We start from the raw sequence: 23,554 nt of genomic DNA on the forward strand, positions 1-23,554 counted from the left end.
TAACGCGAACCCTAAAAGCTCACATTGTGTCAGGTGAGATCATTCAAGCAAGTTGCGGCATGAAAGCCTTCAATCCGTCACTCATTTCATTCCATATGAGTTCGAATGCAGGGTCGCGCGTTGCTTTCACGGCATATGTGTCGAATTTTGGGTAAGCCGCCAGCAAATCGTCTTTTCCAGAAAGCTTCTTGAGTGGCTCCATGAGAAAACGCACGGGCAGCAGCCATGCATCGGCAAGTGTCGGCGCATCATTGAGTGCGAAATCATGATCGGTCAGGCGCGATTCAACAACACTCAGGCCCTTATGCAGCTTCGTGAAAAGCCGCTCGATCGTTGCCGCGTCTCGTTCTGGTTTGCTTTGAAGAATAAAGAGCTTCATTGCCGGTTCGAGTATATCGATTTCAGCAATACGTGCCAGAAGCCGGATCAGAGCGCGCTCGCGCGGGCTTCCGGGCAGGACAGGCGTGTCTGGATAATGATCTTCAAGATATTCAGCAATGACGATTGCTTCAAACAGCGTTTCGCCCGAGCCGGTAATCAGCACAGGAACACGCTTGAGCGGTGTCACATCGCCAAAATCAGCAGGAAATGGGTAAGACAGATTGAGCGGTTTGAATGGCAGCTCTTTGAGATAAAGAACGCCGCGCACAAAAGCGGAATAAGGGGAGAGAGGGCGTGAATATAATTGCATCGGTATCGTTCCCCGATTCGGTTGCCGCAGGAAGTATCCACCGCATAAGCTGGCATGAATTTTCAAAGAGTGCCAGAGGATTGAGTATCGGTTTAACCGGGAAATAAAAAACGGCCTCCGGGTTTAACCGAAGGCCGTTTCGCGATGAGTGTAATTATTTTCAGGCTCAGGCAGCAATACCAAGAGCGCCTGCAAAAAGCGCACGGCCATCGCTGCCGCCATGGGCCGCTTCAATCAGGTTCTCGGGATGTGGCATCATGCCAAGAACATTACCGCGTGCATTGACGATACCAGCAATATCATTGACCGAACCATTCGGGTTGGTGTCTTCAGCATAACGGAACACAACCTGACCTTCACCTTCGAGGCGCTTCAGCGTTTCAGCATCGGCGAAATAGTTGCCGTCATGATGCGCAACCGGGCAGCGGATGATCTGGCCCGGCTGATAGCCGCGCGTGAATGCGGTGTTTGCATTGCTGACTTCGAGCTTCACTTCGCGGCAGACGAACTTCAGTGATGTGTTGCGCATCAGCGCACCCGGCAGCATTCCGGCTTCAACCAGAATCTGGAAGCCATTGCAGACGCCGATAACCATGACACCCTTGTCGGCTTTCTCACGAATAGCCTGCATCACAGGCATACGTGCTGCAATTGCACCGCAACGCAGGTAATCGCCATAGGAGAAACCACCCGGAATGAGGATCAGATCAACATCGTCAGGGATGGAAGTATCTGTCTGCCATACGGTGATTGGTGCCTGACCGGAAATCTTAGTGATGGCCGCAATCATGTCGCGGTCACGGTTGAGGCCCGGAAGAAGAACGACTGCTGCTTTCATGGCGTTTTACGTCTCTTTGATTTGAGTGCCCTTCAAAATCGTTGCTTAAGCGAGTTGAAGGCGCGCAAAAAACTTGGTTTCAGCCGCAGTGCGTCAGGCGATGACGATTGCGTAATCTTCAATGACCGTGTTGGCGAGCAGCTTCTCACACATGGCCTTGATTTCGGCTTCAGCTTTCGCCTTGTCTGTGCCTTCGAGTTCAAGATCGAAGACCTTGCCCTGACGGACGGAGTTGATTCCTTCGAAGCCCAGACTGCCGAGCGCGCCGACAATAGCTTTGCCCTGCGGGTCGAGAACGCCGTTTTTCAGTGTAACGGTGACGCGTGCCTTGATCACTTGGTAGTTCCTGCTGATCTGTAATAAAGACAATGAAAACAGCCCGGAACGCGAGTTGCCGGGCTGTGCGGATTTTTACTTCACAAGCGTAGGGCCGGAAGGACGGGGCGATTCGTTCTCGTTCATGATGCCGAGACGACGCGCCACTTCCTGATAAGCCTCAACCAGTCCGCCCATATCGCGGCGGAAGCGGTCCTTATCAAGCTTGTCATTGGTGTTGATGTCCCAAAGACGTGCTGAGTCTGGTGAAATTTCGTCAGCAACGACGATGCGCATCATATCGCCTTCAAACAGACGTCCGCATTCCATCTTGAAGTCAACAAGCTGAATGCCGATGCCGAGGAACAGGCCGGTCAGGAAATCGTTGACGCGAATGGCAAGAGCCATAATGTCGTCGATTTCCGCAGGGCTTGCCCAGCCGAAAGCGGTGATGTGCTCTTCGGTGACCATAGGGTCATCAAGCGCATCTGCCTTGTAATAAAACTCGATGATCGAGCGCGGCAGAACCGTGCCTTCTTCCAGACCAAGGCGCTTGGATAACGAACCAGCCGCAACGTTGCGCACAACGACTTCAAGCGGGATGATTTCCACTTCCTTGATCAGCTGCTCACGCATGTTGAGACGGCGGATAAAGTGGGTTGGAATACCAATGCGATTAAGCTGGGTAAAGATGTGCTCGGAGATGCGGTTGTTTAACACGCCTTTTCCGTCAACAACTTCATGCTTCTTCGCGTTGAACGCGGTTGCGTCATCTTTGAAGAACTGGACAAGAGTACCGGGTTCAGGGCCTTCATAAAGAATCTTGGCCTTGCCCTCGTAAATACGGCGGCGACGGTTCATGGCTTTTCTCGGATTTCCAAAAATGTGATGATCGGCTTGTGCCGCTATTCTCGCGGGCTACGTATAGCAATTGTGGGCTTTTAACAATCCTGCTTTACACCCGTTCCCCCGTTTTAAGCGTTTAACGGCCATATTAATCAAGAAAGTGATGTTTGGCACTTGTATAATCTTGCTCTCCTTGCCAGCTTTAGGCAAGAGAACGGATAACGATCTTATATAAGTTAACAGCTTGGGAGTTGTATGAATGGCCACTGGCATGGATGAACGCCGCAACGCTTTCGAAAGCAAGTTTGCACATGATGCCGAGCTTCGCTTCAAGGCAGAAGCGCGCCGTAACAAGATTCTTGGTCTTTGGGCCGCAGAACTGTTGGGCAAGCACGACGCAGATGCAGAAGCCTATGCTCGTGACGTTGTCGCAGCCGACTTTGAAGAAGCAGGTGATGAAGACGTATTCCGTAAGCTGCGTGCTGATTTTGATGCGGCTGGGGTGAAGGTGGAAGACGAAACCATTCGTGAAAAAATGTTCGCTTTCCTTGAGGAAGCGGTTCAGCAAGTGCAGAAAGACTAATCAGTATGTCGGGGCGGAAATGTAGATAGCATTTCCGCCCTGAATATTTGTAATGGGGAATAAGCATGTCTTTGTCTTCGCGTCTTCGTGCCGGAGAAACAGTTCTTTCTGCATGGTCATCCTTGCCGGAAGCACTCACTGTAGAAGTTCTGGCGCATAGCGCCTTTGAAGCGGTCACGCTTGATATGCAGCATGGTGGCCATGATGAGCAGAGCGTTCTGCGCAGTCTTGGCTTGATTCTGAATGCGGGCAAGCCGCCGGTTGTTCGTGTTCCTGTTGGACGCTTCGATATGGCAAGCCGTGCGCTCGATTTTGGCGCGCAAGCCGTTATCGCGCCAATGATTAACTCGGTTGAAGATGCGCGCAAATTTGCCGCTTCAATGAAGTATCCGCCAATAGGCGAGCGTTCTTGGGGCGTGTTCCGCGCCAATGCCGATTACGGCGCACCGGGCTCGAATGACTATCTTGTCTCGGCCAATCAGGACACACTTGCTTTCGCGATGATTGAAACACGCGATGCTTATGATGCACTGGATGCCATTCTTGATGTGCGTGGCATTGATGGTGTTTTTGTTGGCCCTGCGGATTTCTCGATTGCCTGGAGCAATGGCCGCGAAGCCAATCCGAATTCCGAAGCCATCATTGAACCAATCAGCACAATTGCCCGCAAGGCGGCTGCCGCTGGAAAATTCGCCGGCATCTATTCGCCTTCGGCAGAATTCGCGCGGCGTTATATCCCGCTTGGCTTCCAGTTTCTGACACTTGGAAATGACGGTGGCTATCTGCGCCTTGGCGCAAAAACACTGATAGATGCTGTTCGTTCATAAAGAAAAGCGGCAGATTTTTCATCTGCCGTTTTCAAAAGTTAAATTGAATCTTTTTGTTTAGAAAAGCATACAACACATTGATTTAATGTGATTTTGGTGGTTGCAGATTGGTCATGAATTCTGCAAAAACCATCGTGCCTTCGGGCCATGGTCCGTGACCTGAGTCCGCGTTGATGTGGCCGGAATCACCGGCATCAATCAACATTGCACCCCAATCCTTCACCACGTCTTCTGCGGCTTCAAAGCTGGAGAAGGGGTCGTTGCGGCTGACAACGGCAATCGTTGGAAACGGCAAACGCACACGTGGGTAAGGGCCGAATGTCATGAGGTGCTTCGGTCGGATTTTTTCATTCGCCACATCGGGAGGCGCAACAAAAAATGCACCAGCAACCTTGTGCTGAATTTGCGGAATGGCATGAACAGCTGTGGCAACGCCAAGTGAATGAGCAACGAGCACAACTGGCTTCGTTGTTTCATTGGCGGCTTTGACCACCTGTGCAACCCAATCGTCTTTGACTGGCTTCGACCATTCCGCCTGTTCAACCCGCCTTGCCGTGGAGAGTTTTTTCTCCCAACGGGTTTGCCAGTGATCGGGGCCTGAGTTGGTGTAGCCGGGAATAATGAGAATATCTGCGTCTTTGACTTTCATGACCCCTATTTAGAGCTGTTTCAATGCATCTTCAAGCTGGGCTATAGCGCTGTTTTACGAGCGTAGGTGATGCAAATGATGAACAGCTTGTTCGCTGATCGCTATCTTGTGAAACGCTCGCTAAATTGTGATCTTTGGAGGGAAGATAATTACGGAGAGGGTTCCACGGCTATGACCATAAGCAGAAGAACGATACTTGGTTCTGCAGGCGCTGCTGTGATGAGCAATATCCTTTCCGCGCGTGCGGACATGCCGCCGAAGGAGAATAAAATGACAGATACACTGAATATGGCGACTGCTGAAAAGAGCGCTCCTTTGCCTTTCGCAATGACAACACCGGTGCGTGTCGCACGCGTGGGCCTTAAGGCACGTGATGCGGAGGCACTGGCCGAGTATTACCGCGATGTCGTGGGCTTACGTGAAATGACACGCCGTGGCGCTTCTATTGTACTGGGCGCAGGCGACCGTGAGTTGATGGAAATCGAGCAGTTCTCTGCTGCAAAGCCTGATGATCCACGCAGCGCTGGTCTCTACCACACGGCTTTCCTGCTGCCGACCCGTGGCGATCTCGCACGCTGGTCACGCCGCGCTATCGATAAGCAGCTGCCTGTCGCCGGTGCTTCGGATCATAATGTCAGCGAGGCCATTTACCTGACCGATCCCGAAGGCAACGGCATTGAGATCTATTCCGACCGTCCACACGATACCTGGCAGTGGAATGGTGATCGCGTGAAGATGGGCACCGAAGCGCTCGACGTCAAAAACCTTATCGACGTTGTTGATCGCGAAGGCGGTGAGTGGATCGGCGCGCCACAGAATACAGTGGTCGGTCACGTTCATCTGCGCGTCGGCAACGCGCAGGATGCGGAAGCCTTCTGGCATCAGCAGCTTGGCTTTGACACTGTTCAAACCTATGGCGACAAGGCCGTGTTCTTGTCCACTGGCGGCTATCACCACCACATTGGTGCCAATGCCTGGCAGAGTTCAGGTGCTGGCTTGCGCGATAAAGATCGCACTGGTTTGGCATGGGTTGAATTGGAAGATACGCGTGGCGGTAATAACCACGTCTTTGAAGACCCATGGGGCAATGTGATCAATACGATCAAAAAGAGCGCCTGATTTGAATGTCAAAAAGCCCCATGTTTACAGAAACATGGGGCTTTTTTCGGATTCGTTTTATGAAGGCTTATGCTTCACCGAAAACCCGTTTGAAAATCGTATCGACGTGTTTCGTGTGATAGCCAAGATCGAACTTTTCGCGGATCTGTTCTTCGGAAAGCGCTGCACGAACTTCCTGATCAGCAAGCAATTCTTCGAGGAAGTCTGCACCCTGTTCCCAGACCTTCATGGCATTGCGCTGCACGAGGCGGTAGGAATCTTCACGCGATACGCCAGCCTGCGTGAGTGCCAGCAGAACGCGCTGCGAATGCACAAGACCACGGAACTTGTTCATGTTTTTGAGCATGTTTTCCGGATAGATCACCAGCTTTTCGACAACGCCAGCCAGACGGTTGAGCGCAAAGTCGAGGGTGATCGTGGTATCCGGGCCAATCGCACGCTCAACGCTTGAATGCGAAATATCGCGTTCATGCCAGAGAGCAACGTTTTCCATGGCAGGCACAACCGACATACGAACCAGACGGGCAAGGCCGGTCAGGTTTTCTGTCAGAACAGGGTTGCGCTTGTGCGGCATTGCGGAAGAGCCTTTCTGGCCGGGCGAGAAGAATTCTTCTGCTTCCAGAACTTCCGTGCGCTGCATGTGGCGGATTTCGATGGCGACGTTCTCAATCGACGAGGCAATAACGCCGAGTGTTGCAAAGAACATGGCGTGACGGTCGCGCGGGATAACCTGCGTTGAAACTGGCTCTGCTTCAAGACCAAGCTTTTCACAGACATATTCTTCAACGCGCGGGTCGATATTGGCGAAGGTGCCAACAGCGCCCGATACAGCACCGGTCGCGATTTCCGCGCGTGCTGCAACGAGGCGTGCACGGTTGCGCACCATTTCGGCGTAGAACCGGGCGAAAGTCAGTCCCATTGTGGTCGGTTCGGCATGAATGCCATGGCTGCGGCCAATACGAACGGTATCCTTATGCTCGAATGCGCGCTTTTTAAGCGCTGCCAGCACACGGTCCATGTCTGCGAGAAGCAGGTCAGCGGCACGAACGAGCTGCACATTAAGCGTTGTGTCGAGCACGTCCGACGAGGTCATGCCCTGATGCACGAAACGGCTGTCTGGACCGATGAATTCAGCGAGATGCGTGAGGAACGCGATGACGTCGTGCTTGGTGACGGCTTCGATCTCGTCGATGCGCGCAACGTCGAACTTGGCGGCATCACCCTTTTCCCAGATGGTCTTTGCAGCTTCCTTCGGGATGACGCCCAGTTCAGCAAGCGCTTCGCAGGCATAGGCTTCGATCTCGAACCAGATGCGAAACTTTGTTTCGGGAGACCAGATGGCGACCATTTCTGGTCGGGAATAGCGCGGGATCATGGGCATATCCTGTTTTGGCGGCCCGTCTGCTGGGCTGCAGGTATTTAGAGGGAATACGCGGTGTTTAGCAGAGCGTAAGGCTCTGCTCAACGCATTCCACCGGAAAAGTGGCTTGTTTAGCGTGCTGCTTCTGCGGCTGCGCGAATGGATTTGATGTTGGCGGCATAGCTCTCGACTGAGTTGCCTTTATAAACAGCAGAACCGGCGACAAGAATATTGGCGCCGGCCGCAACGACCAAACCGGCAGTGTCTGGCGTAATTCCGCCGTCAACTTCAATATCAATCGGGCGGTCGCCAATCATCTCGCGCACGCGTTTGATCTTATCGAGCATCGGCGCAATGAATTTCTGGCCGCCAAAGCCCGGATTAACAGTCATGACAAGTACGAGATCAACATCATCAATGACGTTGGTCAATGCTTCGACAGGGGTAGCGGGATTGAGCGCCAGACCGGATTTCTTGCCCAAAGCGCGGATGTTCTGGAGTGAGCGGTGCGTATGCGCGCCAGCTTCGGCATGAACCGTGATCAGGTCACAGCCTGCATCGGCAAAAGCTTCAAGATAGGGATCGCAAGGCGCGATCATTAGATGCGTGTCGAAGAAAGCCGGCGTGCGCGGGCGAATTGCTTTCACCACCTGTGGGCCAAACGTAATATTCGGTACAAAATGCCCATCCATGACGTCGATATGAATCCAGTCGGCACCGGCTTCAAGCACGGCATCGACTTCTTCTCCCAGACGCGCAAAGTCGGCGGATAAAATGGATGGGGCGATAGCGATAGGACGCATGGTTGTCTCCCTTGGCAAACACTTGCCTTATTCAAACAAAAAAGCGTCCGACCTTTGCTGGCCGAACGCAGATATTGATTTCTAGCCCCAGCGCTTGTGGAACCACATCCACTGGCCAGGATATTCGCGCACCCAGCCTTCAACCGTATCGTTGAGGAGCTGCGCGGTCGCGGCGATATCGATCTCACCCTTTTCATCGCGCGGCAGTTCCATGCGCTCTTTTAGCTCAAGCCGGTATCGCCCGCCGGGCAGGCGAATGCAGCGCGCCGGGTAAACGTCGCAATCATACTGGCGCGCGAGCTTTGCGAGCAACGGATTGGTCTTAACCGGACGGTTGAAGAAGGTCGAAGGTACTCCACGCTGGAACTTCTGATCCACCAGCATACCGACATTGCCATCAGCATCCAGAACGCGCGCCAGCGACCATGCGGCGCCAGCCTTTGATGGCACCAGATGCCCCATATTGGTCTTACGTGCTTTGAGAACGGTCTTGGCAATATAGGGATTGTTCGGCGGGCGGAAGAGGGCGGTTACATCCAGACCGAACGTACCGGCGCAGATCGGCAGAAGCTCGAAATTGCCGGTATGTGCGGTGAAGAAGATGTGCGGCTTTGTCTCGTCACGCAGACGTTCGAAAATCGGAATGCCGTCAACTTCAATTAGGCCGGGTTCTGTAGCGTTCGGATCAAAATCGAAGATCGCATCGAGAAAGATATATTCTGCGAAAAGACGCGCCATCGAATCCCACATTTCGACGGCGATCTTTTCGATTTCAGCATCGCTCTTCTCAGGATAAGCATGACGCAGATTGTTGGTCGCGACCTTATGCCGTGGCGTGAGTGGGCCTACTTTGCGCGCAAACCATGCAGAAAAGCGGATTGCGCTTTTCGCAGGCAGGAGACGCAGCAGAGCCAGCGCGATAAAGACGGCCTGCGCCCAAAGCCAGTAGTTAAACTGCTTGAGCTTGCGTGACCACTTGAAGAGAAGAAGCTTAATCTTGAACATTCAGGCTTAGTCGATCTGCAACACGATCTTGCCAAACACGTCACGGCCTTCCATGCGCTTCAGAGCGGTGCCAATGTCATCAAAGCCGACAATGGTGTCGATGACCGGATGAACAACGCCCTGCGCCATTTTCTGCATCGCATCAGCCATGTTTTCCATGCGGCAGCCAAAGGAACCGAGGATTTTAAGCTGCTGCTGGAAAAGCTGCATCAGGTTCATGTTGGTTGAAACGCCAGAGGTCGAACCACAGGTCACGAGCCGTGCGCCGCGCTTCATGCAAAGCATTGAGCCTGCCCATGTGTCTGCACCGACATGTTCGAACACTACATCAACGCCCTTTTTCTTGGTGAGCTTGCGCACAACACCTTCAAAGCGATCCACGCGATAATTGATGACATGATCGGCACCGAGTGCCTTGGCCTTTTCGATCTTGTCGTCCGAGCCAACGGTGGTAATGACCGTGCAGCCCATCTTCTTGGCAAGCTGAATGGCAGCCGTACCGATACCGGAGCCACCAGCCTGAACCAGAACGGTTTCACCCGGCTGGAGCTTCGCATTATCAAACAGCATATGCTCGACCGTACCAAAGGTAACAGGAGCAACAGCCGCACCAATGGCATCAACGCCGGGAGGTGCGGGAACCAGCAAACGTGCTGGCAGATTAACCGCTTCACAGGCAAAGCCATCAAGATGGAAGCCATGAACGCCGCCGACATGCTCACAGAGATTGTCGCGACCTTCGCGGCAGGCCTTGCAAAGACCACAGGTGCGCGCACCATAGATCGAAACAAGCTGACCCGGCAGAACATTGGATACGCCGGGGCCGATTGCATCGACGACGCCGGAAGCTTCTGCACCGATCACCAGAGGCATCTTGCGCTTGGCAAATGCCATGCCGCGCCAGCCCCATACGTCAATATGGTTGAGTGCGACGGCCTTGATACGGACTGTCACTTCACCATTGCCGGGGGCAGGTGGCGGAGCAATATCGGTCATTTCAAGACGACGATCGTCGAGAAGCTGCAAGGCGCGCATGAATTTATCCTTTTCAAGACATAATCCCGGAAAGCAATCTGCTGACCGGGATTACCGAGAATATATAACTTTGGACCCGATTAATTCGGATTTGCTGTCAATACAAGGCTGGTATTCTGTCCGCCAAAGCCAAATGAGTTGGAAAGCACGGTAGAAACCTGTGCGTCGCGCTTCACATTTGGCACGACATCCAGCGGAATTGCCGGATCTGGGTTGTCGTAATTGATGGTTGGAGGCAAGGTGCCTGTCTGAATTGTCAGCAATGAGAATACCGCTTCAATCGCACCGGCAGCGGTCAGCGTGTGGCCGATCATCGACTTGTTCGATGAAACAGGGATCGAAGAGAGCCGGTCGCCAAACACAGTTGAAAGCGCAAGATATTCCATCTTGTCGTTCTCAGGTGTGGAAGTGCCATGTGCATTGACATAGGAAAGCTGATCTTCGGTAAGGCCTGCATCACTAAGTGCGGCACGCACTGTACCAATTGCAGGTGAAGCGTCGGGCTTTGAGCGGGTGCGGTGGAAATCATCAGCCTTTTCGCCACAACCGGCAAGAATGCCAAGCACTTTCGCGCCACGCGCAAGCGCGCTTTCAAGCGATTCCATGACCAGCGCACCAGAGCCTTCGGCCATGGCAAAACCATCACGGTCTTTGGAGAAAGGCTTGGATGCCTTTTCCGGCTTGTCGTTCTGTGTGGACAATGCCGAGAGCAGCGAAAAGCGAATGAGCGATTCAGCCGATACCGAACCATCTGTGCCAATCGAAAGAACACGGTCACTTTCGCCACGACGAATGGCCTCAACGCCGAGCTGAATTGCGGTTGCACCTGAAGCGCAGGCGGTCGAGAGTGTTACCGGCAGACCGCGTGTGCCAAAAGCTTCCGACAGGCGTTCTGCTATATAGCCGAACTGTGTTGTATTGAAGAGCTCATCCTGACGTGTACGACGGCAGGCTTCAAGCAGAAGCTGATAGCTTGCCGGGCCTTCATCCTTGATGCTGGCATCCAGTGCAAAGCGGCTCTTCCAGTCGAGCTCAACAGGAGGGGCTGCAAGGAAAAGCGGGCCGCCAAAATTGGTAACTGAAAGACCTGACTGGGCGAGGGCTTCTTCACCGGCAAGACGCGCCAGCGCCTCAGACAGCGCGGACGAGCCAATATTGCTTTCAGGAAGAAAATCCACCGTGCCGGAAAAGCGCGTTTTCAGGCTTTCTGTCGGAAAACGGCTGATTTCATGAATGCCCGAGCGTCCACCGGTAAGCGAGGCCCAGTTGTCTTCCTTGCCCTGTCCGAGCGAAGAAACAACGCCTGCACCCGTGATGGCAACAATGGGACGGCCGAGATGGTCTGTATATTTGGTCATCTTATGCTCTCACCAGCTTTGCGGCACCTTCAGCGCGTGTTGCACCGATGGTGGTGACAATGGCTTCACTGATTGTTCCATCAATGGCTTTTTCAGCCGCGCTTGATGGTGTGAAAGCCTCACCTTTCCAGACAGAAATCGCTCCAAGCGCCAGCGCCAGCGGAAACTGTGCTTCACGCAAATGACCGGTCAGGCCGGCAATCCCGCGATAGGCGGCATTGATGCCTTCAAGTGCTGCCTTTTCACCAGTTGTTGCAGCATGCGCGCCGGAAGCACCCGAAACCACATATTGAGGCTCTTTGCCGCCATTGGCCGCAATCACAAGATCGCGAATTGCGTTTGTAAGATCAGCAGTATCGCGGCGGATTTGCTCGCTTTCAATGCTTGCGATCTCGGCATAGGCACGTGCACCGCGCTTTTGCGCGTGTTCAGCGCTTTCGAGCACCAGAAACACGCCGCCAGAACCGGAAATCATGCCACCACCGGCTGAACCTTCACGCTCCCAGAGCGGTGCCCAACCATCATGCTTGAGCAAACCGCCAAGCTCGTGGCCGAGAATCATATCGAAATGTTCAGCATTATAAGAGCCGCCGACCAACGCATGCGTGCTCTGTCCTGAACGAATGCGGGCAGCCGCTGTTTCAATAGCCGAAATACCCGAACCTTCCTCGCCCATGAAGGTGCGCGAAGAACCGGTGACTTTGTGAACGATGGAGATATTGCCCGCCAGCAGGTTGGAAAGCTGGGCAAGAAACAGGGTAGGGCGCAACTCTGTCGAGAGCTTCTCGTTGAGCATCTCACCGCGATTATTGCTGATGCGTCCTTCTTCGAGAATTTGCATATCGACAGTAATGTCGCGTTCACCACCACCGGCTCCCACGATCATGTCCATGCTGGCGCAAAGGGCTTCGTTGTCCTTGATACCGGCATCTTCGAGCGCAAGGCCTGCCGCATAGGTGCCGAGCCGCTGCCATGTTTCCATCTGGCGCTGGTCGCCACGCTTGGGTATCTGCAACCCCCAATCGACTTCACCAAGCGGATGAACTGTATAGGGCGCAAAGGCTTGCTTTTCGAGGCGCGGTTGAGAACCTGACGTTGAAAAAGCGTTCCAATGCGCATCCAGCCCTTCGCCGAGCGAGGAGATGATGCCAATACCGGTAATGACGACTTTATTGCTTTGCATGGTTCGGCCTGCCCGTAAATGCTGCGCTTGATCCTGAAACGGAATTAGGGCGAACAGGGATGTTCACCCTTTTTAACGCATCCCGAAAAGTGTGAAACGGTTTTCGGATAAGATGCGCGTTAAAAATAAGTTAGAGCGCCAATCTGATTTTATCAGATCGAAGGCGCTCTAATACCGTCAGCTTGCGTGGCTGTTCAGCCCTTCTTGGCTGCAACCAGCTCGTCAATCTTGGCGCAGAGGTTTTTCAGAACGAAGTATTCTTCGGTCGGAGCCTTACCTTCGTTGACTTCCTGCGTCCACTGTTCAAGCGGAATCTTGATGCCGAATTCTTTGTCGATAGCGAATACGATGTCGAGGAAGTCGAGGCTGTCGATGCCAAGATCATCAATGGTATGGCTATCGGGCGTGATGGTGTCACGGTCGATTTCGCTTGTTTCGGCAATGATGTCGGCGACTTTGTCAAAAGTAGAGGACAAGTTTCGATTCCTTTATTCTTGGCGATGCCACAACAGGCATGCGTCTGAGTATCTGCGCGTATCTAGCGTTTTTCCGATGATAGGGAAAGTCATAATAGTTCCACGATCACCGGCATTTCGCTGGACTTTGATTGCGCATATAAGGTGCACAATGCGCCAAGCGCAACATAAAGCCCATTACAAAAAATTGAAATGTCCTTCGGAGGGGGCTTGTTCAGGGTTCATTCCTGATCCGCTTGATGAAGTACCAAAGGCCAATGGCGGTGCATGCAAGCATGATGATTGCGAGCGCATATTGCACCGGTCCATTGCCGGATGCGATTGCCGCAAGGCCTGATATTGCGCTGCCCAAAGTGCCGAGCGCTTCTGGATGTTTGAGTGCGGTACTGATGGCTGTATCGCTTTGGCGGGCTTTCGGTAGCGGGTCAGCATTCGGCTCGGCGGGTTCGGTGGCAGGGGGCGTTGCGGCCAATGCAAGCGCGCGTGAGCGCACCCGCTCCACCCGCGCCAGCCAGCCATTGCCAAAGGTTGCAGCCGTGGAAAGTCCCTTGAGCCACGCTGCGCGTGCATCGCAGAGTGCATTGATAATGACTTCTGGAGGATAACTGGAAACTGCTGCAATGGTTTGTGCGCCGATTACAGCATCTTCTGGTTGATTGACGATTCCTTGCAGTGTTTTTGCAGCCCGCCCCGGACCGGAGTTCACCGCAAAATCAAACACGGCATAGTCGACCCCCGATGGCAGCTTGTCGCCGTCAACCTTGTTCCAGAATTGCTGTTGATAGATTCTTGTTGCTTCTGCCGGAGAAAGTTTCTCAACATCCAGTTTAGAGACAGGGTGCCCCTTCCATGCAGACAGTGTTGCTATGGTAATTCCCATGTTGGTCGCCCCACCGGGATCGCGGGGATCATCTGCATATCCGCCTTCTTCACTGAAAATATAGGGCATAATATTTTTGAAATTTTCTTTCATCGCTAAAACCCCTAATTTAGTTAATAATATTAAATCAATACTTGTTATATATTTATATTACGCTGAAATTTGACAAAATAATATTAACTTATGTTTTCCGGGTCTTGCTGGGCGGTTTTAATAATCGGTGTTCCCTCTTGCGTCATCTTCACGATGCGGATTTGATGCAGCTTTCGAAAACACATCAAAATGGGCGAGCACAGTGACATCGGAAATTTTTGGATATGCACCCGACGGGCAGGCGGTTTATCGGATGACCATTGCCAATGGTCCGCTTGAGGCAAAGATTATCACATGGGGCGCAGCCATTCAGGACCTGCGCATGGAAGGGCACGATGCGCCGTTGGTTATAGGCTATCGTGACTTTGCCGATTATCCTGAACACTCGCCGCATCTGGGCGCAATTGCGGGCCGCTTTTCCAATCGCATTCGCAATGCTCATTTTGAGATTGATGGTAAAGGCTACGATGTCGAGCCGAATTTTCAGGGCATTCATAATCTCCACGGCGGAAGTCATGGTCTTGGCAACCGGGTCTGGAAGGTTACAGGCTCTGGCTCAGATTTCGTGACGCTTGCAACGATCGCAGCCGATGGTGAGATGGGTTTTCCGGGCAATCTGAAGGTAAGTTGCACTTATATGCTCAATGCACACGGCACGCTGATTGTCCGCCTTGAAGCCGTCACTGACCAGCCAACACCCTGTAGCCTTCTCCATCACAGTTATTTCAATCTCGATGATGGTGGCGAGAGTGATATTCTTGATCATCAGCTTAAGATCGAAGCCGAGGCCTATATGCCCGTTGATGAAGCGCTGATACCGGATGGCCGCATTCTGCCGGTCAAAGACACGCCCTATGATTTCCGGGAATTTCGTCCGATTCGGTTTAATGAAAACGGCAAGCAACTCGAATATGACAACAATTTCTGCTTAACAGCTGCGCGCGGACCGTTGCGCCCTTGCGCTTCCGTCAAGGGCGCGCGTTCTGGCATCCGTCTTGATATTGCGACCACAGAACCTGGTGTTCAGTTCTATGCGGGCAATACGATGGCCAATGACTGCATTGGCCTGACAGGTAAGCCCTACGGCAAACATGCGGGCTTCTGCCTTGAGCCACAGCTGTGGCCTGGCTCGTTGGAATATTCTTATGTGCCGCAGTCGATTCTGCATCCGGGCGAGGTATACGCCCAGATGAGCCATTTCACATTTACGCGTGACTGATTTCGCTAAGATACGCGGCGCGCGCTGCTTCCATTGGAGCGAGTGCGCCGCGAATTTCAACAACACGGGCAGCAACCGCATGGGCTTTTCGCGCAGCCTCAACGGGTGACAGGCCCTCAAGACGGGCGGCAAGATAGCCGCCGTTAAAACTGTCGCCGGCCCCTGTCGTATCAACTGCATTGGCCTTGACGGCAGGCACAAGGGCCTGTTTGCCGTCAGCGATAATAAGCGCAGGCTCGGTGCCGTCTTTCACAACGATTTCCTTCACACCCAGGCCGATAAGCCGATCTGCACAGGCTTGCGCAGTTTCGTCGCCAAACAACGCCTGCTCATCCGGAAAGGTCGGCAGCGCAATATCGGCGATCTGCATCGCCGCGCTGATAATTTTTTTGGCGGCTTCGCGGTCTGGCCAAAGCTGATGACGGAAATTGGGATCAAAAGCGATAAGCGCGCCATTTGCACGGCACTCGCGCAAAATATCGAACAATGTTTCGCGGTGCTCAGGAAACACAATGCCAACCGAAATACCGGAAAAATAGATCATATCACGATTGGCGAGACTTAATCTCAGCGCATTCTCATCGCTTGCGAGGCGCTTTGCTGCGGCGTCACTGCGCCAATAGGTGAAGGAGCGTTCGGCACCGTTCAGGGTAATTGCGTAAAGACCCGGATGAACGCCTTTGATGGTAGGGCTGTGGGCAATACCAATGCCATTGGAGGTGAGAAAGTCGCGCTGCTTTTTTGAGAACTCGTCTTCGCCAAACGCAGTAACATAATCTACAGGAAAGGCCTGATCCGTGAGCGCGCGCGCATACCAGGCCGTATTGAGCGTATCACCCGCATATCCCATGCGCCATTGATCGTCACCATTGCCTGAAAGCTCGATCATGCACTCACCGATCGACGCAAAACCACCCATAGTCATCTCCTAATTTTATCCGGGAATACGCCTATACGAATTTGTCAGGATGTAAAATATTGATGTGATCTTCCTTTATCGACTTGCCACATTCGGCGTGTAACGATCCCGGCAAAAGAGGAATCACGATGCGTTACGCAATCTATTTTACGCCGCCGTCGGGTGATGCGCTTTTGAAAGTCGCGGCAAACTGGCTGGGGCGCAGTGCATTTAGTGGAGAGGCGGTTAAGGTTCCGGCGATTCGCACACTCGCAGCCGAAGATATCGCCGCGTTGACCGAAGAGCCGCGCCGTTATGGCTTTCACGCAACGCTCAAGGCGCCGTTCAGGCTGGATACAGCTTATAATGAAAGCGATTTGCTTTCGGCCCTGATGTATTTTGCATCGTCGAGCCGGCCATTCATGATTCCACGCCTGCGAGTACAGGGTATAGGTCCATTCTTTGCGCTGGTGCCGGAAGAGCCGGTTGCGGAGCTTAATCAGCTTGCCAATGATGTTGTTGTCTCGTTTGACCGTTTTCGTGCGCCTCTGCGTGATTCCGAAATTGCAAAGCGCCGTCCCGAGCGCTTAAGCGAAGCGCAGCGTCAAAATCTTGATCGCTGGGGGTACCCATATGTTTTCGATGAGTTTCGTTTTCATATGACGCTCACCGGATCGGTGGAAGAAAAACAGCGCCCGCATGTCGAGCGCGTGCTTGATGATTTTTTCGCACCTGTTCTGGACGATGCGGTGGAGGTTGCCAATCTTGCTTTGTTTGTTGAATCGGAAAAAGGTGCACCTTTTGAGATTCATTCGCTACATCCGATGACCGGTGGTAATAAGATTCCCAAACGGTCCTCGCGGGCTGTGGGGAGGCCTTAAGGGATGACGACGGAATTAATTCTGAAAAATGCAAGCATCGTGCTGCCGGATGAGGTTATCCGCGGCACGGTGAAAATCGTTGATGGAATCATTGCTGATGTTGCGTCTGGCTCGTCTGTGTCTGGTAAAGACATGGAGGGAGATTATCTGACGCCGGGGTTGGTGGAATTACACACCGACCATCTTGAAGGGCATTATGCGCCGCGTCCGAAAGTGCGCTGGAATCCGATTGCGGCCGTTCAGGCCCATGATGCGCAGATTGCGGCGTCGGGTATTACCACGGTTTTTGACGCTCTTCGTATTGGCTTTGATGAAGAAGCGCAGACCGGTATTGATGATATGCGCAAGCTATCATCAGCCATCGCCGAAGGGCGCGAGGCAGGACGGCTGCGCGCAGACCATTTTCTGCATTTGCGTTGTGAGGTTTCGGCTCCTGATTGCCGTAGCGCTTTTGAACGGTTTGGTGAACATCCGCTGGTCCGACTGGTGTCATTGATGGATCACGCGCCGGGACAGCGCCAGTTTACGGATTTAGAGACCTATAAGCTTTACTACATGAGCAAGCTTAGGGTCTCGGAAGAAGAATTTATCCGCTATTGCGAAAAGCGTATGGGGCAGTCACAACAGCATTCGGTATCAAACCGAACGGCCATTGCGAGTGCTTGTAATGCACGTGGAATTGTTCTTGCCAGCCATGATGATGCAACAGTGGATCATGTTATGGAAGCAAAGACACAGGGCATTCGCGTTGCAGAATTTCCGACCACGCATATGGCTGCGCAAGCCTCGAAAGAGGCGGGGATGTCGGTTCTGATGGGCGCGCCCAATGTCGTGCGTGGTGGCTCGCATTCTGGCAATGTTTCGGCCCGTGAACTTGCGAAAGCAGGGCATCTTGACATTATTTCGTCAGATTACATTCCGGCAAGCATGATGCAGGCGGCATTTTTTATGGCTGATGTGATGGATGAAATCACCCTGCCGCAGGCGATTAAACTTGTCTCAGCCAATCCGGCAAAGGCCGCTGGTCTTGATGATCGCGGAGAAATCGCGATTGGCAAGCGTGGCGATCTGGTTCGTGTGCAGATTGCTGAACATGTGCCGATTATCCGCACCGTATGGCGTGAAGGACGGCGCGTGATTTAACGCGCGCCGTTTTTAATATTAAGCAGCAGCATCAGCAAGAGAGAGAAGGCCGGTATCGCCGTCTACCGAAAGTTTCAACTCGTGATAGCTGTTGATGCTTCTATGTGACGTCTTTGGTGAATGCGGATGTGTTGCTGTCACCACCACAACGCTTGCCCCTGCCGTTTCGCCTGCAACAATACCGGCGGGCGCATCCTCGAAGACCAGACAATTATGCGGGTCAAAACCAAGGCGCTTTGCACCAAGCTGGAAACATTCCGGGCTTGGTTTCCCCCGTTCGACGTCTTCCGCAGACACAATTGTCTTGGGCATCGGCAATCCGGCAGCTTGAAGGCGACGACGCGCAAGCTCAATCGGTGCGGATGTCACAATTGCCCATCGGTCTTCGGGGAGCGAATTGACAAAATCCAGCGCACCTTCAATGGCGACAATCCCATCGAGATCAGCCATTTCGGCATCAAGCAGAATTTTGGCTTCTGTATCGGGATCAAGATGCGGCAAACCAAGCCTGCGCACCGTATCGACCGCACGAACACCATGAATGGTTGGAACAAAAGTGACCGGATCAATGCCATGGCGGATAGCCCATTGTCCCCAGACGCGTTCTGTTGCCGCTATTGAACTTAGAACAGTACCATCCATATCAAACAGAAAAGCATCGAAGGTTTTATTGAAGGGGGACAGGTCGGTCAAAACGGGGCCTCGAACTTTCATGGTCAGAATCGTGTATGATGATCTTAGAGCGCATCCCTAAAAGTGTGAAACGCTTTTCGGATAAGATGACCGCCCCGGCAACTTGATCATTTGCAGCGTTTGTGGCTTTTTGCGCCACTTGAAGCGGGGCATTTTATATGAAGCCAGCAAGCTTGCATGAATCGCATTCTCAGGATTATTGCTTAAATGACTGATATTAAATATAAAAATCACAATTATCCTGATCACCGGTTCTCCGTAGCACCTATGCTCGACTGGTCCGACAGGCATTGTCGTTATTTTCATCGACTGTTTTCAAAGCGTGCGCTGCTCTATACCGAGATGGTTGTGGCCGATGCGGCCATTCATGGACCGCGCGAGCGTCTTATGGGTTTTGATAACACGGAGCACCCGATTGCGCTCCAGCTTGGCGGCTCCGATCCAGTCAAGTTGCAGGAAGCAGCACGGATTGGTGCGGGCTTTGGCTATGATGAAATCAATCTGAATGTCGGTTGCCCGTCTGATCGCGTTCAATCAGGAACTTTTGGCGCCTGTCTGATGCAAACACCGGATGTGGTTGCGCGCTGCGTCGCGGCCATGAAAGAAGCCGTTTCCGTGCCGGTGACTGTTAAATGCCGGATCGGGGTCGATGATCAGGACCCGGAAGAAGCCCTTGATGCATTGGCCGATCAGGCTCTTGAAGCTGGTGCTGACGCGCTCTGGGTTCATGCGCGCAAAGCCTGGTTGAAAGGTTTGTCACCGAAGGAAAACCGCGATATTCCACCGCTTGATTATGATCGCGTCTATCGTTTGAAGCAGCGCCTTGCTACGTCCTTCATTGGTATCAATGGGGGGGTCGGCTCTCTGCAGGAGGCCGTTGCGCATCGTGATCATGTCGATGGCATTATGCTGGGACGTGCCGCCTATCACAATCCGGCCATTCTCGCTGATGTTGATCATCTCATGTATGGCGATGACGAAAAGCCAACCGATATGGCTGAAATCATCGAAGCAATGTGCGCCTATATCGACAGGCATATTGCAGATGGCGGCAGGCTTTCCCATATCAGCCGCCACATGGTCGGCCTGTTTATGGGGCAACCTGGTGCACGCCGTTGGCGCCAGATATTGTCAACGGATGCGTCCAAGCCCGGTGCAAACAGTGATGTGCTGCGTCAGGCCTATGCCTCCGTCATGGAAGCCAGTGCGGAAGCAGCCTGACTTAATCCATCATGATCAACTGATCGCCGCGAACGCTGAATCCGCCCAGTGTTTGAAGGAAGTTCATACCGAGCAAGCTGCCGGTCATCAGGCCTTCCTGCGTGACCATGGCGCGAATATTGTGCCGCTCAATATCGCCAATCTGCAATGTCGCAATGGTTATGCTGGCGGCTGTCGCTCTGCCATTGGCCGTATTAATCGGTACGTTATAGGAAAGCGATGAGGTGTCTATGCCCGCGCGCTCGGCGTCTTGTTTTGAAAGCACGACGGACGATGCGCCGGTATCGACGAGGAAATGCACACGCGCATCATTGACGCGACCATTCACCTCAAAATGACCGTTGGACGATTTTGCGAGCGTGACTGTGAGCGAGCCATCGGCGGCGCGCCCTGAAATCGGGCTGCCGGGAATAAGCCCGGCGGTGATGCGGCTTCCGACATCCTGAAGCTCGTAGCGATATTGATAGGCGGCAACCAGAGCAAGAATGATGACGGCCCAAACGGCCATATTGCGCGCGAAATCGCTGAGTTTGATACCGGAGCCCAATATGCCTGCCGCAAGCACGACGCCCCAAATACCCATATAGGCAGCCTGACCAAATGCATCATTGGCAAGGCCGAGCGTTGTGCCGCTATCATTGTTTGCCATCAGCAGCAGAATAACAACTGCAATGGCTGCAATCACGATCCAGAACAAACGCCCCATCAGTCTTCTTTCTTTTCCAGTTTTTCATGCCGTGCCGGTAACAGCGCCATGATCGCCTTTCGTTCGTCCTGCTTCATAGCGGACCAACCGGCAATTTCATCAAGGGTGCGTGCGCAACCGAGGCACAAACCGCTTTCGCTGTCTATCACGCAGACGAGCACACATGGAGTTTCGATCGCTTCTGCACTCATGGGATCAATGTGGTTTCATCAAAGCGAGATAACAAGGCCAAGCAATATGGTGAGCACACATATCTGCTGTGCTGCGCCCAGCGTATCGCCGGTTTGTCCGCCAATCCTGGCAACGCAGAGCCTTGCAAAGCCAAAAAGCACCACACCGCTGATAACCAGTGCTTTGATAAAGCCGGAAACGCCGACGGAAGCAACGACAGTCACCAATAATAATACCAGACCAATCAAGCAGGCGCAGACAAGTGTTTCCCAGTTTGGTCGCCCCAGATTGTCGGCAAGGCCTCCGGGACGGGCAGAGGGAAGGCCGTGCCAAAGTGTGAGCATTGCAGCACGACTTGCAGCTTCCGCACCAATTAAGGCCAGCGCCGCAGAACACGCACCCGCGCGATCGATGATTGCAGCCAGCAGCGCGACCTTGATACCCGTCGAGATAATGAGAGCAAGTGCTGCAAACGTGCCAATGCGGGAATCTTTCATAATTGCCAAGCGCCGCTCTGGCGTGGATGCGCCAAAAAATCCGTCGGCAGTGTCTCCGAGACCATCTTCATGCAGTGCGCCGGTCATGGCGGCGAGTATACCGACTGCGATAAAACCCGAAACAATTGATGGCAGGGTGAGATAATCGGATATGAGCAGCCCTATGCCAGCCAGAACTCCAAGAACAGCACCGGCAAGTGGAAAAGCGCGCGCACTTGTTTTTAGCGAATCGCTTCCATCTTCAAACCAGCCATCGGGCAGCGGCAAGCGGCTCAGAAACCCGAGAGACCGAATTGTGTCGCTTAACAAGCTTTTCTTGTGCAACTGCTTGCTCCCGAAAGGAATAATTGCAGCCATTGAGGCATGGCGCAAAGAGGTGATTTGAAAAATTGCGTAAGTGCTTATAGGACGAGCACAACGATATTGCATCCTCCATTGATTGATTGGACCAGACGATATGAGCGCCAGTGGCCTTCCTTTTGACGATTTCCGAGAACTTATCCGCAATCTTCCGGGACCTGATCTTGATGCGGAAGCGGCTGTACGTGCGCGAGAAGTGACATTGACCAAGCCAGCAGGTTCGCTCGGACAGCTTGAAGAGATCGTCGCATGGCTTGCAGCATGGACCGGCAAGTCAACGCCGCAAATCAACCGGCCGCTGGTTGCTGTTTTTGCAGGCAATCATGGTGTGACGGAAAAGAATATCACGCCTTTTCCATCAAGCGTGACCGCGCAGATGGTTGAGAATTTCGCCGCCGGTGGCGCTGCAATCAATCAGATATGCATTGCTTATGATCTGGGCCTTAAGGTTTTCGATCTGGCGCTGGAACATCCCACTGCTGACATCACCGAAGAGGCAGCCATGGACGAGCGCACCTGCGCGGCCACCATGGCGTTCGGTATGGAAGGCATTGCGGGCGGCACCGATCTTCTGTGCATCGGCGAAATGGGAATCGGAAACACGACCATTGCCGCAGCCATTGCGCTGGCGCTGTTTGGTGGCGAAGCTGAAGACTGGGTTGGTCCGGGCACAGGATCAACAGGCGAGCTTCTTGAGCGCAAGCTTGCCGCCGTGCGTAAAGCGGTCGCACTGCACGAGGCCCATATAAAAGATCCGCTGGAAGTGCTGCGCCGTCTGGGTGGCCGTGAACTTGCGGCTATGGCCGGTGCAATCCTTGCGGCGCGCATGGAGAAAATTCCGGTCATCGTCGATGGTTTTGTGGCAAGTGCTGCTGCAGCAGTCCTTTATGCGGCCAACCCTGTTGCCTTGGATCATTGCCTTTTCGGCCACGTATCTGCAGAGCCGGGCCACCGCCTGCTTCTCGAAAAAATGGGCAAAAAGCCGCTGCTCGATCTTGGCATGAGGTTGGGAGAGGGTACAGGTGCCGCATTGGCAGCCGGCATTGTAAAGGCCGCAGCGCTTTGCCATAGCGGCATGGCAACGTTTGAACAGGCAGGCGTTACCGCTGGTAAATAATACAAAAAAGCAACGGTGCTTGGCATGCAGCACCGTTGCTTTTTGTTTGATTTTCAATCGCTTAATTGCTCTCTTTATCCAGAAGCATGTAATCAAGCGGCAATTCGGTTGTGTACTTGATCTGCTCCATTGCAAAAGACGAAGACACATCGCGAATTTCGATCTTGCTGATCAGCCGTTTGTAGAAAGCGTCATAGGCCGCAATATCCGGCACTGCCACACGCAGCAGATAATCGACATCACCGCTCATGCGATAGAACTCGATGACCTCCGGAAACTCCTGAACCACTTCCGAGAAGCGCTTGAGCCATTCATTGCTGTGCGAGCTGGTGCGAACGGAAACAAACACGGTGACCCGCGTATTGACCCGTATCGGGTCAAGAATGGCGACGCGGCGTTTGATAACGCCATCTTCCTCAAGTTTTTGAATACGGCGCCAGCAAGGGGTCGTGGATAGGCCAACCTTCTTTGCGACATCAGCGACTGCCAGTGTTGCGTCTTCCTGCAATAAGCGCAGTATTTTTCTGTCTAGCCTGTCCATGCGTTTTTTATCCCGGTATTAGAAATTGTTTCCCGAACTGTCCGTG

At 53.1% G+C, this 23,554-nt stretch carries 27 protein-coding genes; 8 read left to right on the forward strand and 19 right to left on the reverse strand.

The features are described from left to right. Positions 1 to 43: 43 nt before the first annotated feature. The 4 genes from OPR82_RS05870 to purC all read right to left on the reverse strand — a co-directional run bounded on the left by OPR82_RS05870 (position 44) and on the right by purC (position 2,705). Positions 44 to 691 (reverse strand): glutathione S-transferase family protein, encoded by a 648-nt coding sequence (locus OPR82_RS05870; RefSeq protein ID WP_265983586.1) that lies wholly within the window; start codon positions 689 to 691, stop codon positions 44 to 46. Between the two features lie 166 nt (positions 692 to 857). Next, a complete protein-coding gene (gene purQ / locus OPR82_RS05875; protein WP_265983587.1) occupies positions 858 to 1,529 on the reverse strand; it encodes a phosphoribosylformylglycinamidine synthase subunit PurQ in 672 nt (223 codons plus the stop codon). Positions 1,530 to 1,622: 93 nt separating this feature from the next. Beyond that, positions 1,623 to 1,865 carry a phosphoribosylformylglycinamidine synthase subunit PurS gene (purS, locus tag OPR82_RS05880; protein ID WP_265983588.1) on the reverse strand — a complete coding sequence of 81 codons (243 nt, stop codon included), beginning with the start codon at positions 1,863 to 1,865 and terminating at the stop codon, positions 1,623 to 1,625. 75 nt (positions 1,866 to 1,940) lie between these two features. Further along, entirely contained in the window at positions 1,941 to 2,705 is a 765-nt protein-coding gene (purC, locus tag OPR82_RS05885) for a phosphoribosylaminoimidazolesuccinocarboxamide synthase (RefSeq protein ID WP_265983589.1), read from the reverse strand. Between the two features lie 244 nt (positions 2,706 to 2,949). Here purC and OPR82_RS05890 point away from each other — a divergent pair, with 244 nt between their 5' ends. Together OPR82_RS05890 and OPR82_RS05895 are read left to right on the forward strand one after the other, a co-directional pair. After that, positions 2,950 to 3,273 (forward strand): DUF1476 domain-containing protein, encoded by a 324-nt coding sequence (locus OPR82_RS05890; RefSeq protein WP_265983590.1) that lies wholly within the window; start codon positions 2,950 to 2,952, stop codon positions 3,271 to 3,273. A gap of 59 nt (positions 3,274 to 3,332) precedes the next feature. Continuing rightward, positions 3,333 to 4,100, forward strand: coding sequence for an HpcH/HpaI aldolase family protein (locus OPR82_RS05895; RefSeq protein ID WP_265983876.1), 768 nt, complete (start codon positions 3,333 to 3,335; stop codon positions 4,098 to 4,100). Between the two features lie 82 nt (positions 4,101 to 4,182). Here the strand turns inward: OPR82_RS05895 and OPR82_RS05900 are convergent, their stop codons facing one another. Then, on the reverse strand, positions 4,183 to 4,749 hold the full coding sequence (locus OPR82_RS05900) for an RBBP9/YdeN family alpha/beta hydrolase (RefSeq protein ID WP_265983592.1): 567 nt from the start codon (positions 4,747 to 4,749) through the stop codon (positions 4,183 to 4,185). 249 nt (positions 4,750 to 4,998) lie between these two features. Here OPR82_RS05900 and OPR82_RS05905 point away from each other — a divergent pair, with 249 nt between their 5' ends. After that, positions 4,999 to 5,868: a VOC family protein gene (locus OPR82_RS05905; protein ID WP_265983878.1), complete on the forward strand. Its 870-nt coding sequence runs from the start codon at positions 4,999 to 5,001 to the stop codon at positions 5,866 to 5,868. Positions 5,869 to 5,935: 67 nt separating this feature from the next. On the opposite strand, the gene purB is transcribed toward OPR82_RS05905, so the two are convergent. From purB to OPR82_RS05945, 8 genes are all read right to left on the reverse strand, one after another. Next, a complete protein-coding gene (purB, locus tag OPR82_RS05910; RefSeq protein ID WP_265983593.1) occupies positions 5,936 to 7,243 on the reverse strand; it encodes an adenylosuccinate lyase in 1,308 nt (435 codons plus the stop codon). A 116-nt stretch (positions 7,244 to 7,359) separates the two neighbouring features. Beyond that, positions 7,360 to 8,031, reverse strand: a complete 672-nt coding sequence (gene rpe / locus OPR82_RS05915; RefSeq protein ID WP_265983594.1) for a ribulose-phosphate 3-epimerase — start codon at positions 8,029 to 8,031, stop codon at positions 7,360 to 7,362. An 81-nt stretch (positions 8,032 to 8,112) separates the two neighbouring features. Then, on the reverse strand, positions 8,113 to 9,036 hold the full coding sequence (locus tag OPR82_RS05920) for a lipid A biosynthesis lauroyl acyltransferase (protein ID WP_265983595.1): 924 nt from the start codon (positions 9,034 to 9,036) through the stop codon (positions 8,113 to 8,115). A 6-nt stretch (positions 9,037 to 9,042) separates the two neighbouring features. Further along, positions 9,043 to 10,071 carry a zinc-binding dehydrogenase gene (locus OPR82_RS05925; RefSeq protein ID WP_250039692.1) on the reverse strand — a complete coding sequence of 343 codons (1,029 nt, stop codon included), beginning with the start codon at positions 10,069 to 10,071 and terminating at the stop codon, positions 9,043 to 9,045. An 80-nt stretch (positions 10,072 to 10,151) separates the two neighbouring features. Continuing rightward, positions 10,152 to 11,429, reverse strand: coding sequence for a beta-ketoacyl-ACP synthase (locus tag OPR82_RS05930; protein ID WP_265983597.1), 1,278 nt, complete (start codon positions 11,427 to 11,429; stop codon positions 10,152 to 10,154). 1 nt (position 11,430) lies between these two features. Next, complete coding sequence (locus tag OPR82_RS05935) at positions 11,431 to 12,612, reverse strand: beta-ketoacyl-ACP synthase (RefSeq protein WP_265983598.1); 1,182 nt, start codon at positions 12,610 to 12,612, stop codon at positions 11,431 to 11,433. Between the two features lie 194 nt (positions 12,613 to 12,806). Then, complete coding sequence (locus tag OPR82_RS05940) at positions 12,807 to 13,088, reverse strand: acyl carrier protein (protein ID WP_024897522.1); 282 nt, start codon at positions 13,086 to 13,088, stop codon at positions 12,807 to 12,809. Positions 13,089 to 13,302: 214 nt separating this feature from the next. Then, entirely contained in the window at positions 13,303 to 14,061 is a 759-nt protein-coding gene (locus OPR82_RS05945) for a glycoside hydrolase family 108 protein (protein ID WP_265983600.1), read from the reverse strand. 202 nt (positions 14,062 to 14,263) lie between these two features. Between OPR82_RS05945 and OPR82_RS05950 the strand changes: the two genes are divergently transcribed. Next, positions 14,264 to 15,280: an aldose epimerase family protein gene (locus OPR82_RS05950; RefSeq protein ID WP_265983601.1), complete on the forward strand. Its 1,017-nt coding sequence runs from the start codon at positions 14,264 to 14,266 to the stop codon at positions 15,278 to 15,280. Here the strand turns inward: OPR82_RS05950 and OPR82_RS05955 are convergent. Continuing rightward, positions 15,267 to 16,199 (reverse strand): sugar kinase, encoded by a 933-nt coding sequence (locus OPR82_RS05955; protein ID WP_265983602.1) that lies wholly within the window; start codon positions 16,197 to 16,199, stop codon positions 15,267 to 15,269. The two genes, OPR82_RS05950 and OPR82_RS05955, sit on opposite strands and share 14 nt — an antisense overlap. Before the next feature lie 128 nt (positions 16,200 to 16,327). On the opposite strand from OPR82_RS05955, the gene OPR82_RS05960 reads away from it, so the two are divergent. After that, positions 16,328 to 17,059: a DUF1045 domain-containing protein gene (locus tag OPR82_RS05960; RefSeq protein WP_265983604.1), complete on the forward strand. Its 732-nt coding sequence runs from the start codon at positions 16,328 to 16,330 to the stop codon at positions 17,057 to 17,059. A 3-nt stretch (positions 17,060 to 17,062) separates the two neighbouring features. Then, positions 17,063 to 18,202 (forward strand): alpha-D-ribose 1-methylphosphonate 5-triphosphate diphosphatase, encoded by a 1,140-nt coding sequence (locus tag OPR82_RS05965; RefSeq protein WP_265983606.1) that lies wholly within the window; start codon positions 17,063 to 17,065, stop codon positions 18,200 to 18,202. A gap of 18 nt (positions 18,203 to 18,220) precedes the next feature. Here the strand turns inward: OPR82_RS05965 and OPR82_RS05970 are convergent, their stop codons facing one another. Continuing rightward, positions 18,221 to 18,895 carry an HAD family hydrolase gene (locus OPR82_RS05970; protein ID WP_265983880.1) on the reverse strand — a complete coding sequence of 225 codons (675 nt, stop codon included), beginning with the start codon at positions 18,893 to 18,895 and terminating at the stop codon, positions 18,221 to 18,223. Positions 18,896 to 19,102: 207 nt separating this feature from the next. On the opposite strand from OPR82_RS05970, the gene dusA reads away from it, so the two are divergent. Then, the gene (gene dusA / locus OPR82_RS05975) at positions 19,103 to 20,116 is read left to right on the forward strand and encodes a tRNA dihydrouridine(20/20a) synthase DusA (protein WP_265983608.1); all 1,014 of its coding nucleotides are present in this window, start codon (positions 19,103 to 19,105) and stop codon (positions 20,114 to 20,116) included. A gap of 1 nt (position 20,117) precedes the next feature. Here dusA and OPR82_RS05980 read toward each other — a convergent pair whose 3' ends face one another. The 3 genes from OPR82_RS05980 to OPR82_RS05990 are packed head-to-tail and all read right to left on the reverse strand — an operon-like array spanning position 20,118 to position 21,814. Beyond that, positions 20,118 to 20,822 (reverse strand): TIGR02281 family clan AA aspartic protease, encoded by a 705-nt coding sequence (locus OPR82_RS05980; RefSeq protein WP_265983609.1) that lies wholly within the window; start codon positions 20,820 to 20,822, stop codon positions 20,118 to 20,120. Beyond that, positions 20,822 to 21,013, reverse strand: a complete 192-nt coding sequence (locus tag OPR82_RS05985) for a DUF1289 domain-containing protein (protein ID WP_265983610.1) — start codon at positions 21,011 to 21,013, stop codon at positions 20,822 to 20,824. The genes OPR82_RS05980 and OPR82_RS05985 overlap by 1 nt, the downstream gene beginning before the upstream one ends. 18 nt (positions 21,014 to 21,031) lie before the next feature. Continuing rightward, on the reverse strand, positions 21,032 to 21,814 hold the full coding sequence (locus tag OPR82_RS05990) for an adenosylcobinamide-GDP ribazoletransferase (protein WP_265983611.1): 783 nt from the start codon (positions 21,812 to 21,814) through the stop codon (positions 21,032 to 21,034). Positions 21,815 to 21,947: 133 nt separating this feature from the next. Here OPR82_RS05990 and cobT point away from each other — a divergent pair, with 133 nt between their 5' ends. Further along, on the forward strand, positions 21,948 to 22,967 hold the full coding sequence (gene cobT, locus OPR82_RS05995) for a nicotinate-nucleotide--dimethylbenzimidazole phosphoribosyltransferase (protein ID WP_265983612.1): 1,020 nt from the start codon (positions 21,948 to 21,950) through the stop codon (positions 22,965 to 22,967). A gap of 61 nt (positions 22,968 to 23,028) precedes the next feature. Here the strand turns inward: cobT and OPR82_RS06000 are convergent, their stop codons facing one another. Continuing rightward, positions 23,029 to 23,508 (reverse strand): Lrp/AsnC family transcriptional regulator, encoded by a 480-nt coding sequence (locus OPR82_RS06000; RefSeq protein WP_265983613.1) that lies wholly within the window; start codon positions 23,506 to 23,508, stop codon positions 23,029 to 23,031. Positions 23,509 to 23,554: the final 46 nt, after the last annotated feature.

It is taken from the genome of Ochrobactrum chromiisoli (assembly GCF_026241335.1).
Taxonomy (GTDB): Bacteria; Pseudomonadota; Alphaproteobacteria; order Rhizobiales; family Rhizobiaceae; genus Brucella; species Brucella chromiisoli.